The sequence below is a fragment of the Clostridia bacterium genome (genome assembly GCA_019683875.1).
Classification (GTDB): domain Bacteria; phylum Bacillota; class Sulfobacillia; order RBS10-35; family Bu92; genus Bu92.
On the sequence record JADGHN010000052.1, the window covers coordinates 1 to 12345 of the forward strand.

Sequence of the window (12345 nt, forward strand, 5' to 3'; positions counted from 1 at the left end):
CGGTGGTCGACGGCCTACCAGAGCGCCGGCCGCCGCGCCGTCCCGTGGCTGGGACCCGACGTGCTGGAGCAGATGCGGGACGAGGCGGCGCGCGGCGCGCGGGCGATCGTCGTCTGCCCGGCCGGCTTCGTCGCCGACCACCTCGAGGTGTTGTACGACATCGACGTCGAGTGCGCGCAACTCGCCCGGGAACTGGGCGTGGCGTTCGCACGTACCGCCTCGTTGAACGACGATCCGGCGTTCATCGAGGCGCTCGCGAACGTCTTGGAGCGCCGGGCGCGCGGGGATGCCCATGCCTGACGGCGCGCCGCATGTCGCGGTCGTCGGCGGCGGCCTCGCAGGGCTTGGCGCCGCCTGGCGACTGGCGCGCATCGCGGAGGAAACACGTGCGCCGATCCGCATCACCGTGCTGGAAGCGGCGGCGCGGCTCGGCGGCAAGGTCTTCACGCGCCGGGAGCGGGGGCTTGTCGTCGAAGCCGGGCCGGATTCGTTCCTCGCCGCCAAGCCGGCGATGCGCGCATGGGTGGAGGCGCTGGGCCTCGCCGGGGACCTTCGCGGCATGGGGCCGCGACGCCACGCGTACGTGGTGCGGGACGGCGCGCTTCACCGGCTGCCCGCGGGCCTGCGCGGCATCGTGCCGGCGAGCTACGCCGGGCTCTTCCGCAGCACGCTCTTTCGCGACGGGGAACGGCGGCGCGTGCTCCTCGACCGCGCGCTGCCCCGCCGGTCGGGGCCGCCGCTGGAGGAGGCGTCGCTCGGGGAACTCGTGCGCCTGCACTTCGGCGACGCGTGGGCGGCGTACCTGGCGGAGCCTCTCCTGGCGGGGATCCACGCCGCCGCGTTGGATCGCCTGAGCGCGCGCGCGGTGCAACCCGATCTGCTGCGCTGGCATGCCGAGGGCAGCTGGATCGCCGCGGCCCGGCGGGCGGCGCGCGCCGCGCGCCGGGCGGGCGGGGCCCAGGCGCGCGACGCCGGGGCGGGCCCCGCGCACGCGGTGCCATCCAGCCCGTTCCTCACGCTGAAGGACGGGCTGTTCCAGGTCGTCGAGGCGGCCGCGGCGGCCCTGTCGGCGTCGGGCGTGCGGCTGTTCACGGATGCGGCGGTGGCGCGGCTGCGGGAGAGCCCAGGAGGCACCTACCGGGTCGAGCTCGCCGACGGATCCGCGGAGGTCGCGGACGCCGTCGTCCTCGCCACGCCGGCGTTGGTGTCGGCAAGGCTCCTGGAAGGCGTGGCGCCGGACGCGGCGGCCGCACTCGACGGGATTCCGTACGTGTCCACCGCCGCCGTGGCGCTCGCGTTCGAGCGCTCGGACGTGCCCGGGGATCTGGACGGTACCGGCTTCCTCGTCCCGCGCGGCGAGGGGCGCACGATCAGCGCCTGCACGTGGCTGTCCAGCAAGTGGCCGCACACGGCGCCGCCGGGCACGGCGCTCCTGCGCGTCTTCGTCGGCCGGCGCGACGACGAGGACGCCCTTGCCCTGGACGACGATGCGCTGGTCGAGGCCGTCCGGCGCGACCTCGGCGACCTCATGGGCATTGCGGCGAAGCCCCGGTGGCAGGCCGTCTTCCGCTGGCCGCGGGCGCTGCCGCAGTACGACGTCGGCCACCTGGACCGCGTGAGCGCGGCGGAGGCGGCGCTGGCGGGGCGGCCCGGGCTCGCGCTGGCCGGCGCGGCGTACCGCGGCCTCGGCCTTCCGGACGTGCTGGCGCAGGGGCAGGCGGCCGCGGAACGCGTGGCGGCGCACGTGCGCGGGCGGGCGGTGGTGCGCTCGTGACCCGCGCGCCGCGCTGGCTGCGGTGGGCGACGGCCGCCGTCCTGCTTGCCACCGCGTTCGCCGTCTTCGCCTACGGGCAGTCCCAGGAGCGGCGCGCGGCCGTCGGCCGTGCGGCGCCGGCGTGGACGCTGCCGGCGCTGGCCGGCGGAACTGTCGATCTGGCCGCGTTTCGCGGCCGCCCCGTGCTCCTGAACTTCTTCGCCAGCTGGTGCGACGTCTGCGCCGTGGAGGCGCCCGCGCTGGAAACGTTCGCGCGGCGCTACGAAGACCGCGTCCCCGTGCTGGGGGTGGACTGGCGGGAGCCGTGGTCGGCCGTGCGCCCGTTCGTGGCCCGATTCGGGCTCACGTATCCCGTCCTTCGTGACGCGGACGGCTCGATCGCCCGCGCCTACGGGCTGACCGGCGTGCCGGAGACGTGGCTGATCGACGCGAACGGGGTGGCGCGAGCGCACGTCGTCGGCGGGCTCACGTTCGAGGATATGCAGGCGCTCTACCGCCGGGCGACGGGCCGCGACATCGACGCAGAAGGCGTCCCGCCGGTCTCCGCGGCTTCCGGCGACCGCGCGCTGGCGCTGGCCCGTTCCGGCCAGCGTCTCTGGATCGGCACGACGCGGGGGCTGTACGAGAGCGACAACGGCGGGCGCACATGGACGCCGGTGGAAGGCGTGAGCGGCCCGGTGGAGCGCCTCGTCGCCGGACCGGACGGCGCGCCGGTCGCCCTGTTGGCGTCCGGCCGCCTTTGGGTCTGGCCGCCGGGCGACAAGCCGGTGGCGTCCGGACTGGGGGCGGACGTGGCGGCGGCGGCCCTGTGGACCGATACGGGCTCCCTGGCCGCGTGGACGCCCGGCGGCCTCCAGGTGGCGGCGCTGGATCGCGCCGCCGACGCCGGCGCCTGGCAGCGCATCGCCCCGAACGATGCGCTGCCCAGCCCGCCGTGGGCGATCGCCTTCGCGCCGGACGGCTGCGGGCTGGCCGCCACGGCAAAGGGCGTGTACCGCAGCGACGACGCCGGTCGCACGTGGCGCCCGACCGGGCTGTCGGAAGAAAAGATCGACCTGAACGCCCTGAGTTCCCCGATGGACGCGCTGCGCCAGCGCGAACCCCTCCAGGCCACGGATCTCGCGTACGACGCCGCGACGGGCGCCGTGTACCTGGCGACGGCCGGCGGCGTGTGGGAGACGTCCGACTTCGCCCGGACGGCGCGGCCCGTCGAGGGCGCGCCGGCCCGCCGCCTCGTCGCCGTCGCGGCCGGGGAGGGCGGCGTCTGGGCGCTGGCGCCGAACGGGGACGTGTACGTGCGGACTTTGGAGGGAACAGGCGGTCCGGGTGCGCCGCTCCAAACGGTCGATGCCGGGGGTGGCTGGCGGCGCCTCGTTTCGGGGCGCTGACGCGGGTCGGACGGCGCGTCGCCCGGCAGGACTCTTCCTGCGCTCCCCGAACTGCATGTTCTTGGAAACGGCGCCAGCCGAACCCTGGAGCGGAGGAAGAGCGTGACCCGCGTATCTCTTCATGCTGCAGCCGGCTTCCCGTTGACGCTCGACCTGGACACCGGTCGCCTCGAGTTCACGCCGGACGTGCAGGTGGGCTCCGTGTCCACCCGGCGGCTGGAGGAGATGCGGCCGGTGCTCGCCGACCCGGCCGCGGAGGGCCCGGACGAGTGGTACGTCATGTACCGGGATGTCGGAACGGCCGACGTCCGGCGACAGGCGGCCGCCTGGGGCGTGCGCTACGACCTGACCGTCCTGCGTCCGGGCACGGCGGGGCGGGAGCGGATCAAGACGGCCGGGCACGACCATCCGTTGAAGCCGGGCGAGGCCGTCACGTACCCGGAGCTGTATCAGGTCATCCATGGACAGGCCGTGTACCTCATGCAGGAGAGCCGGGACGGGGAGGACGCCGCCGCGGGGCGGGAAGTCGTGCTCGTCGAGGCCGGCCCGGGCGACGTCGTCGTGATCCCGCCCGGCTTCGGCCACGTGACGGTCAACATCGGCTCAAGCTGGCTTGTGATGTGCAACTGGGTGGCCGACGGCTTCGCGTCGCTCTACGAGCCCATCCGCCGCACCCGCGGCGCGGCCGTCTACGTCCTGGACGACGGCCGCGGGGGATGGACGCTCGCGTCGAATCCCAGGTACGCGCCGCCCGCGGTCCGCCACGTGCGAGCAGGCGACGTGCCTGGCCTCGACATCGCGTCATCCCTGCCGGTGTACCGCGCGCTTCCGGAGTTTCCCGACCGCTTTGCCTTTCTCACGTTCCCGGAGCGGGCGGCTCCGCTGTTCGCGCGCGTGCGGGCCGCCTGGCAAGCGGGGCAGACGCTGACCGTGCTCGCGTGACTCCACACACCACCGTCGGAGGATGCTGCATTGCTTCGTCGCCTGATTCCTGCGTTCTTCGCGCTGTGCGTCGCGTTGCTGTGGTCCCAGATTCCGGCGCTTCTCGACCCCTTCGTGGGCTCACCGGGCGTTCGCGAGGCCTGGGCGGATGCCGCCACGTGGAGCCGCGGCTGGCCGCTCTTCCTACGGAGCCTGCAGGTATTCCTGCCGGGCTTTTTCGGCGGCATGATCCTCGGCGTCCTCTGGGGCGCCGTCACGGCGTGGCCCGGCCGCCGCTGGTTGAACGCCTTGGGCGAAGTCAGCCTGTTCGCGGCGCAGGCGGTGCCGGACTTCTTCGCCGTCGTGCTGATCCAGTGGCTGTTCGTCTGGTGGGTGCAACACGGCGGCACGGCGTTCCTGCCCATCGGCGGAGTGGGCCGGCCGTACGCGTGGGTGCTGCCGTCCCTGACGCTTTCGCTCTTTCCGATGGCCGCCTTCGGCCGGCTGACGTACACGCTGCTCTCCGAGACGCTGGCGCAGCCGTACATCCGGACGGCGCGGGCGAAGGGCGTGCCGGAATGGCGGACGGTGCTGGGCCATGGGCTGGCGGCGTGCGCCGCCACGCTCGTATCGGCCGTGCCGCGCGTCGCGGCGGCCACCGTGTCCAACCTGGCGATCGTCGAGTACCTGTACGGCTACGTTGGCCTAGCGGCGTGGCCCTTCGCCCAGCACGGCAACCCGATGCAGCTGCGGGCCCCGGCCGTGGCCCTGGCCGAGACCGCGCTGTGCTTCGGGGCGACGGTGCTGTGGATCGACCTGGTCGCCGGCGAGGTGAGGTCCTGGCTCGCGCGAGGCCGGCGGGAGCCGGATCGAGGGTCGGTGGCGGCCTGATGCGCGGGCGCGGCAACGCCTGGCTGTGGGCGGGGGTCGTGGGGGTGCTCGTGCTGCTCGCCGTCGCGGTTCTGGGCCCGCACGTGGCGCCGTATGGGCCCGGCGAGCGCGACTTCCTCCACGTCGATCGGGCCCACGGCGCGATCCGGATGGCGGTGCCTCCCTTCCCGCCCAGCGGGCGTCACCTCCTCGGAACCGACAAGTGGGGCTTCGACATCTTCAGCCTGCTGCTTCAGGGAGCCCGTTGGACGCTGGCGCTGGCGGCCGTCTCGGCGCTGCTCCGCGTCGCGTGCGGACTTGCGCTCGCTGTCGTGTCGCGGGGGGCGCGATGGGCAGGATGGGCGCGCTGGGCGGCGCTGGCCACAAGCGGCGTGCCGGGCGTCGTGTTTCTCTTCTTCGCGGTACGGGCTTCGGTCTGGGGCGGAACGCCGAACAGCGTGCCGGTGCGTGTCCCCGTTCCGTCCGTCTGGCACATGGGGCTCACGATGGCGGCGTGGATCGCGGTCGTCGACGTGTTCACCGTGGCGCACACGTTGGGGGCTCGCATCCGGGCGGTGCTCGCGGAGCCGTACATCGAGGGCGCGGTGGCCGCCGGGGCGACGTCCTGGGGCATCTTCCGCGGCCACGTCTGGCCGCATGTCCTTCCGTACGCGTGCTCGCTCTTCGCGCTCGAAGTGGCGCGGTCCCTGTGGACCATCGGCCAGCTGGGCATCTTCTGGGTGTTCTTCGGCGGCACGGCGATGTTCTTCGATGACCTGACGCACCAGACGTTCGCGGCGAGCCAGTCGGGCGAGTGGGGCGGGCTGCTCGGCCAGGGGGCGCGCTGGATCCGCCTCTACCCGTGGCAGGCGCTGGCGCCGGCGGCCGCGTTCACGTTCGCGATCGCGTCCTTCCAGGCCCTCGGCGCGGGGCTGCAGCGCCACCTGGACCGGCGCGCCGGCCAGGCCTGACGCGCCGCGTTTACATGAACGGCGCCATCCGGCATCCTTAAAGCCATGGGACTCACGTATCTGGCGGCGCTGCTGGGCGGCTTGGCGTTCTTCTTCTCGCCCTGCGTATGGCCGCTGTACCCTGCGTACGTCGGTTGCCTCACGGGACTCGACGCCGCGTCCGTGGCCGGCTGCCGGCGCCACGTGACCCTGCAGGCGCTGGCGTTCATCCTGGGCTTCACGCTCGTGTTCGTGGCCCTGGGGGCGACGGCGAGCTCCGTCGGCCGGCTGCTGTCGGATTACCAGGACCCCCTGCGCAAGGTGGGCGGCCTTGTCGTCATCGCGTTCGGGCTGTCGATGGCCGGTCTGCTTCCTGAGTGGCTCCTCGGCGCGGAGGCGCGGCCGCAGGTGAAGCCGGGCGCGCCCTCCTGGTGGAGTGCGCTGGCGATGGGGGTCGCCTTTGGTTTCGGCTGGACGCCGTGCGTGGGGCCGGTGCTGGCCTCGATCCTCGTCCTCACCAGCACCGTCGCCGACCTGGCCAAGGGCGTGTCGCTCCTCGCCGTGTACTCGCTAGGCTTGGCCGTGCCCTTCCTTCTCCTCGCCGTGTTCCTCGACCGCGTGCACCCGCTCTGGCGGCGGCTGGGCCCCTGGCTCCCGGCCGTGCGGCGGGCGAGCGGCCTCCTCATGGTTCTCCTGGGCTGGCTGATCTTCACCGATTCCTTCTCGGCCGTCTCGCGGTGGCTGTTCTACGCCTTCTGAAAGGGGCGACGCTTCACGGTTCCGCTGCCGTTGCCGGACTTCGTCCCGCTGTGGGGATCCTTCGGCGTCAGCGGGTTTGCGCTGGCCGTGCTCGCCGGGAGCCTGGCCGCGGCGCCGTGGGCGGCGCGCGCCCTGCGGGCGGCGTACGGCGATCGGGTCGACGCCGCATGGGACGCCGTGCTGGCCGGCATCGTCGCCGCGCTGGCCGGCGGCCGCCTCGCGCACCTGCTGGCCTCGGGCAGGCCGGGGGGCGTGCTGGAGCTTCACGCCTGGCTTGGCCTGGGAGCGTCCGACCTCTCCTTTGTGGGAGGTTTGCTTGCGGCCTTCGGCGCGGCGGCGCTGTGGCTGAAGCGCGCCGGCCTGCCGCCCGGAGACGGGCTGGCGCGGCTCGTGCCGCCGTTGTGCCTCGCCATTTCGATCGGCTGGCTGGGCGTGCCGGTCGCCGGCACGTTCACCGCGGTGCCGTGGGGACTGCCGTGGGCGCCCGGCGTGCGCGCGCATCCGGTGCCGCTCTACGGCGCGCTGGGCTTCGCCGCGCTGTGCCTGTTCTTCGCCTGGAGGCAGCGGGCGCGCGGGCGGAATGAAGGACCGGGACAGGATGTGGCCGCGTTTCTGTTCCTCGCTTCGGCGCTGCGCCTGGTCCTCGGCTTCTATGCCCAGGATGCGCTCGTCGCCCGCCTGAGCCTCACGCAGTGGGGCGACGCCGCGCTCGCAGCCGGGGCGTTCGCCTGGGCCGCCGGCCTCCGGGGCGCCCGGAACGCGGCGCCGTTCGAGCGGCCGGTCGCGGCCGCCGGCGTGGCGCTTCTCCTCTTCGCGGCGCTGCTGGCGTTCGGCCCGCCGCCGTCTTCGCCCGGCGCCACCGGGCCGCACGTGGGCCTGCGCGCGCCGGAGTTCTCGCTGCCGGCGCTGGACGGCGGGGAGGTTCGCCTTCGTGATCTCCGCGGGCAGCCGGTCGTGCTGAACTTCTGGGCGTCCTGGTGCCCGCCCTGCCGGGCCGAGATGCCGGAACTCGCCCGGTTCCAGGCGTGGCTGGGCGGCCGGGGCCGCATTCTCGGCATCGACGTGCGCGAGTCGCCGGCCGTCGTCCGGTCATTCACCGGGGAGCACGGGTACCGGTGGACCTTCCTGCTTGACACGACGGGCAGCGTGGCACGGGCGTACCGCGTGCACGACTTCCCGACCACCGTGTTCGTCGACGCCCAGGGCGTCATCCGCGCGATCCACCGCGGCCCCCTGACGCTTTCCGGGTTCCAATCGTATTTCGATCAGACGGCGGCGCCCCGCCGCTAACGGTGCGACGACGTCACAGGCGCAGGTCGCCGTCCGGTCCGGCCATGACGAGGCGGTCGAGCTCGTCCGGCAGCTGCGCAAGGATCTTGTCCACCTGTCCCTCGGAGACGGCGCCGCGCAGCACGTCCAGCACGGCGCGCGCGTGATAGGCGGCCCGAGGGGGATCGGCGCCCTCGCGCAGGCTCACGCGTTCCACGAACTCGTCGACGCCGAACCGCTCGCCGTGCTCCGCCGTCTCCAGGTACTCGCCGATCTCCCGCGGCAACTGGGCGGCCAGATTCCGCGCGGCGCCTTCGGTCAACCGTTCGCCCAGCGTCTGCAGGGTCGCCCGCACGGCCGCCTCCGCCTCGCCGCGCGAGGCCAGGCGCGCCTTGTGCTGCACTTCGCCGATGAACTTGTCGTGGTTCATGGGTTCCCTCCGTGGTCGGACTCGCTGCGCACTAGTATGGCGAGCGGCGCGAGGCCCGATTCCCCGCGTGAGCGTGTGCGTGCGATACCCTGTGAGGGTATAATGGCGATGAAGGGAAGTGACGGTGGATGTCCGAGTCGGCCACCGGCTCCGCCCGGACCGGCGCGAACGCGGCCGGCAGCGTCGCGGCCGGCGTCGCGGACGGCGCCGCGACGGCACGGGCGTGCCTCGCCATCGAGGGGATGACGTGCGCCGCGTGCGTGAACCGCGTCGAGCGCACCCTGAAGCGCCTGCCGGGCGTCGTGGACGCGTCGGTGAACCTGGCGACGAACACGGCGAGCGTGGAGTACCTGCCCGGCGCGGTGTCGCCGCTGGACATGGCGCGCGCCGTCAGTGCCATCGGGTACGAGGCCGCTCCGGTCGTGGAAGCCGGCGGCGACGCGGATCAAGGCGCCCGCCGGCGGGAGACCCAGCGGTGGCGGGCCCGATTTCTCGCGTCCGCGGCGCTGTCGCTGCCGCTCGCCGTCGCCATGATCGGCCACAGCGCCGGCGTCGACGGCGCGTGGCTCCACGCGCTCTCGAACGGGTGGCTGCAACTGGCCCTGGCCACGCCGGTCCAGTTCGGCGCCGGCTGGCTGTTCTACCGGGACGCCTACTTCAACCTGCGGAACCGCAACGCGAACATGTCCGTGCTCGTCGCACTCGGGACCTCCGCGGCCTACCTGTACAGCGCCACGGCGGTCCTGGCCGGTCCGCGGGCGGGCCTGCGGGGTCTGTACTTCGAGACGAGCGCCATCCTCATCACGCTCGTCCTCCTCGGCAAGTGGCTGGAGGCCATGGCGAAGGGCCGCACGTCCGAGGCGATCCGCCAGCTCATGCGCCTGCGCCCGAAGACCGCGCGCGTGCAGCGGGACGGCGCGGAACGGGACGTGCCCGTCGACGAGGTCGCGGTGGGCGATGTCGTCGTCGTGCGCCCCGGGGAACGCGTGCCCGTGGACGGCGTCGTGATCGACGGCGCGTCCGCCGTGGACGAGTCGATGATGACGGGCGAAAGCGTACCCGTGACGAAGCAGGCGGGCGACGAGGTGATCGGCGGCACGGTGAACGGCACGGGGACGCTGCGCGTCCGGGCCGCTCGCGTGGGCCGCGACACGATGCTGGCGCAGATCGTCCGCCTGGTCGAGGAGGCGCAGGCGTCGAAGGCGCCGACGCAGCGATTCGCCGACGCCGCGTCGAACGTGTTCGTGCCGGCCGTGCTGGGCGTGGCCGTGATCACGTTCGCGGCGTGGTTCGTCGTCCAGCGCGACGTGGCCGCCGCGCTGCTTCCGGCGGTGGCGGTGCTCGTCATCGCCTGCCCGTGCGCGCTGGGCCTGGCGACGCCCACGGCGGTGATGGTCGCCACCGGGCGCGGCGCGGAGAAGGGGATCCTTTTCAAAGGCGGCGAGTCGCTTGAGGTGGCGGGCCGGCTGGACACGGTCGTGCTCGACAAGACCGGCACGGTCACCGAGGGACGGCCGCGGTTGACGGACGTCGCCGTGCCGGCCGCCTGGACGGAGGGCGAATCCGCCGCGCTTGCGCTCGTGGCGGCCGCCGAGCGCCGTTCCGAGCACCCGCTCGCGCAGGCGATCGTCGAGGGCGCGGCGGCGCGCGGAGCGCCCGGGCCGGAGCCGGAACGGTTCGAAGCCCTGCCGGGGCGAGGGGTGCGCGCCGTGGTGGGCGGGCGCGACGTGCTCGTCGGCAGCCGCCGGCTGCTCGAGGAACGGCGCGTCGACGTGTCGCCGTTGGAGGATCGCGCAGGTCGCTGGGAAGACGACGGGAAGACCGTCGTGTGGGCCGCGGTGGACGGCCGCCTGGCGGCCGCGCTCGCCGTCGCGGACGCCGTCAAGCCGGACGCGGCCGAGGCCGTCCGGGCGCTCGGCGAGATGGGCGTCCAGGTGTGGATGATCACCGGCGACAACCGCCGTGCGGCGGAGGCCGTCGCGCGGGAGATCGGCATTCCGGCCGAGCGCGTGCTCGCCGGGGTTCTGCCGGCGGGCAAGGCGGACGCCGTCCGCCGCCTCCGCGCGGAGGGGTGCGTCGTCGGGATGGTCGGCGACGGCATCAACGACGCGCCGGCGCTGGCCGCGGCGGATGTCGGCTTCGCGATCGGAACGGGCACGGACGTCGCCATGGAGGCCGCCGACGTCACGCTCGTCCGCGGCGACCTGCGCAGCGTCGTCGCGGCGATCGAGTTAAGCCGCGCCACGCTCCGGAAGATCCGCCAGAACCTGTTCTGGGCGCTCGTCTACAACGTGCTCGGCATCCCGATCGCGGCGGCCGGGCTGCTGAGCCCCGTGCTGGCCGGAGCCGCCATGGCGCTGAGCTCCGTCTCCGTCACGACGAACTCGACGCTGCTCCGGCGCTTCGACCCGCTCGGGCGGTTCCGCGCGGCGTGAGGCGACGGAGCGCCGCACGCCGCGGGGACGCCAGACCATCAGCGTCGCCGGCTTCCACATCCGGCCACGCAAGGAGGGATCCGCATGCACGCGCCATCCGAAACGCAGGACGAGCCGCCGTCGACCCACGCGCACGGCGCCCGGACGCAGGACGCGCACGGGGCTGGCCATGGCCTCGCGTCGAAGTACCGACGGGATCCTGACGCGCTCCTGACGCGCCTGCGGCGCATCGAGGGGCAGGTGCGCGGCCTCCAGCGCATGGTCGAGGAGGACCGCTACTGCGTGGACATCCTCGTCCAGCTGGCGGCCGTCCGCGCCGCGCTCGACGAGGTCGGGCTCGCGCTGCTGGCCGACCACACCCGTGGCTGCGTCGCGGACGCCTTGCGCAGCGGCGACGGCGAGGCGGCCATCGAGGAACTCCTCGGCGCCGTGCGACGCTTCGTCCGCTGACCGGAAGGGAGGTGAAGCGATGACGACGGAGACCTTCAAGGTGATCGGCATGTCGTGCAGCCATTGCCAGTCGGCGGTGAAGCAGGCGCTCGAAGCCGTTCCTGGTGTCGAGTCGGCGGACGTGGACCTGCAGGCGGGCGAGGCGAAGGTCACGTACGACCCGGCCAGGGCGACGAAGGACGCGTTGAAAGCGGCCGTGGAGGAGGCAGGGTACGAGCTGGCCGTCTGAGGGGACGTCGTCCCCTTCACTCCGGCAGGCCCAGCATGCCCCGCGCGCGGAGCACGGCCTGCACGCGGTCACGCACCTGAAGCCGGGCGTAGATCTCGCTGACGACGTTCTTGACGGTGCCCTCTGAGAGGAAGAGGCGCTCGGCGATCTCCCGGTTCGACAGCCCCTGGGCCAAAAGTTCCAGCACCTCGCGCTGGCGCGGCGTGAGCGGCTCGGGCCGGGGCTCGTCGCCACCCTGATGGGAAGACGCCGGCGCGCCGGGAGAGAGCAGGCCCCGTGCCAGGTCGCCGGGGATCAGGGTTCCGCCGGCCACCACGAGGCGGATGGCGTTCGCCAGGTCCTCGGGCGCCACGTCCTTGAGCAGGTAGGCGGCTGCGCCCGCGGCGAGGCATTCGCGGACCAAGCGGTCGTCGTCGTAGGTGGTGAGCATCAAGACCGGCAAGCCGGGCTCGACCTGCCGGATCGCCCTCACGCACGCGATGCCGTCCATACCCGGCATGCGCACGTCGAGGAGCGCCACGTCGAACCGGTTCCGGCAGACGGCGGCGACGGCCTCCTCGCCGCCGGCGACGGCCTCGACCTCGAACCCTCCCTGAAGTTCGAGCAGCAGCCGCAAGCCGTCGCGGACCAGGGCTTGGTCGTCGGCCAGCAGCACGCGGATCAACGCCGTCTCACCCCGATCTCGACCTCGAAGCCTGCACCCGGGGCCGTGCGGAAGCGGATGCTCCCGCCCACGGCCTGCACGCGCGCGGTCATCTCGCCCAACCCCATGCCGGGCACGAAGCGGTCAGCCCCAGCGCCGTCGTCGCGCACCGAGAGCAGCAGGCGCTCCGGCGTCGCAGCCAGCCGCACGCGCACATGGCGGGCGGC

14 protein-coding genes are annotated in these 12345 nt (G+C 73.7%); 11 read left to right on the top strand and 3 right to left on the bottom strand.

Features of this window, described 5'->3' with window-relative positions:
• The 8 genes from IRZ18_05570 to IRZ18_05605 form a co-directional block, all read left to right on the top strand.
• On the top strand, nucleotides 1-300 hold a 300-nt coding region (locus IRZ18_05570), incomplete at its 5' end, for a ferrochelatase (protein MBX5476574.1).
• Nucleotides 293-1774, top strand: coding sequence for a protoporphyrinogen oxidase (hemG, locus tag IRZ18_05575; protein ID MBX5476575.1), 1482 nt, complete (start codon nucleotides 293-295; stop codon nucleotides 1772-1774). The genes IRZ18_05570 and hemG, both read left to right, overlap by 8 nt.
• On the top strand, nucleotides 1771-3162 hold the full coding sequence (locus tag IRZ18_05580) for a redoxin domain-containing protein (protein MBX5476576.1): 1392 nt from the start codon (nucleotides 1771-1773) through the stop codon (nucleotides 3160-3162). Before hemG ends, IRZ18_05580 begins: the two co-directional genes overlap by 4 nt.
• Nucleotides 3163-3264: 102 nt before the next feature.
• Nucleotides 3265-4104 carry a glucose-6-phosphate isomerase gene (locus IRZ18_05585; protein ID MBX5476577.1) on the top strand — a complete coding sequence of 280 codons (840 nt, stop codon included), beginning with the start codon at nucleotides 3265-3267 and terminating at the stop codon, nucleotides 4102-4104.
• Nucleotides 4105-4134: 30 nt separating this feature from the next.
• Nucleotides 4135-4974 (top strand): ABC transporter permease subunit, encoded by an 840-nt coding sequence (locus IRZ18_05590; GenBank protein ID MBX5476578.1) that lies wholly within the window; start codon nucleotides 4135-4137, stop codon nucleotides 4972-4974.
• Nucleotides 4974-5924: an ABC transporter permease subunit gene (locus IRZ18_05595; protein MBX5476579.1), complete on the top strand. Its 951-nt coding sequence runs from the start codon at nucleotides 4974-4976 to the stop codon at nucleotides 5922-5924. The genes IRZ18_05590 and IRZ18_05595 overlap by 1 nt, the downstream gene beginning before the upstream one ends.
• 45 nt (nucleotides 5925-5969) lie before the next feature.
• The gene (locus IRZ18_05600; GenBank protein ID MBX5476580.1) at nucleotides 5970-6662 is read left to right on the top strand and encodes a sulfite exporter TauE/SafE family protein; all 693 of its coding nucleotides are present in this window, start codon (nucleotides 5970-5972) and stop codon (nucleotides 6660-6662) included.
• A gap of 30 nt (nucleotides 6663-6692) precedes the next feature.
• On the top strand, nucleotides 6693-7952 hold the full coding sequence (locus tag IRZ18_05605; GenBank protein ID MBX5476581.1) for a TlpA family protein disulfide reductase: 1260 nt from the start codon (nucleotides 6693-6695) through the stop codon (nucleotides 7950-7952).
• A 13-nt stretch (nucleotides 7953-7965) separates the two neighbouring features.
• On the opposite strand, the gene IRZ18_05610 is transcribed toward IRZ18_05605, so the two are convergent.
• The gene (locus IRZ18_05610) at nucleotides 7966-8361 is read right to left on the bottom strand and encodes a DUF2267 domain-containing protein (GenBank protein MBX5476582.1); all 396 of its coding nucleotides are present in this window, start codon (nucleotides 8359-8361) and stop codon (nucleotides 7966-7968) included.
• A gap of 128 nt (nucleotides 8362-8489) precedes the next feature.
• Here IRZ18_05610 and IRZ18_05615 point away from each other — a divergent pair, with 128 nt between their 5' ends.
• The 3 genes from IRZ18_05615 (at nucleotide 8490) to IRZ18_05625 (ending at nucleotide 11475) form a co-directional block, all read left to right on the top strand.
• Nucleotides 8490-10796: a copper-translocating P-type ATPase gene (locus tag IRZ18_05615; GenBank protein MBX5476583.1), complete on the top strand. Its 2307-nt coding sequence runs from the start codon at nucleotides 8490-8492 to the stop codon at nucleotides 10794-10796.
• An 84-nt stretch (nucleotides 10797-10880) separates the two neighbouring features.
• The gene (locus IRZ18_05620) at nucleotides 10881-11246 is read left to right on the top strand and encodes a metal-sensitive transcriptional regulator (protein MBX5476584.1); all 366 of its coding nucleotides are present in this window, start codon (nucleotides 10881-10883) and stop codon (nucleotides 11244-11246) included.
• Nucleotides 11247-11265: 19 nt separating this feature from the next.
• A complete protein-coding gene (locus IRZ18_05625) occupies nucleotides 11266-11475 on the top strand; it encodes a heavy-metal-associated domain-containing protein (GenBank protein ID MBX5476585.1) in 210 nt (69 codons plus the stop codon).
• Between the two features lie 16 nt (nucleotides 11476-11491).
• Here IRZ18_05625 and IRZ18_05630 read toward each other — a convergent pair whose 3' ends face one another.
• On the bottom strand, nucleotides 11492-12139 hold the full coding sequence (locus IRZ18_05630; GenBank protein MBX5476586.1) for a response regulator transcription factor: 648 nt from the start codon (nucleotides 12137-12139) through the stop codon (nucleotides 11492-11494).
• Nucleotides 12136-12345, bottom strand: a 210-nt coding sequence (locus IRZ18_05635) for a sensor histidine kinase (GenBank protein ID MBX5476587.1), incomplete at its 5' end; no start/stop codon positions are given. The genes IRZ18_05635 and IRZ18_05630, both read right to left, overlap by 4 nt.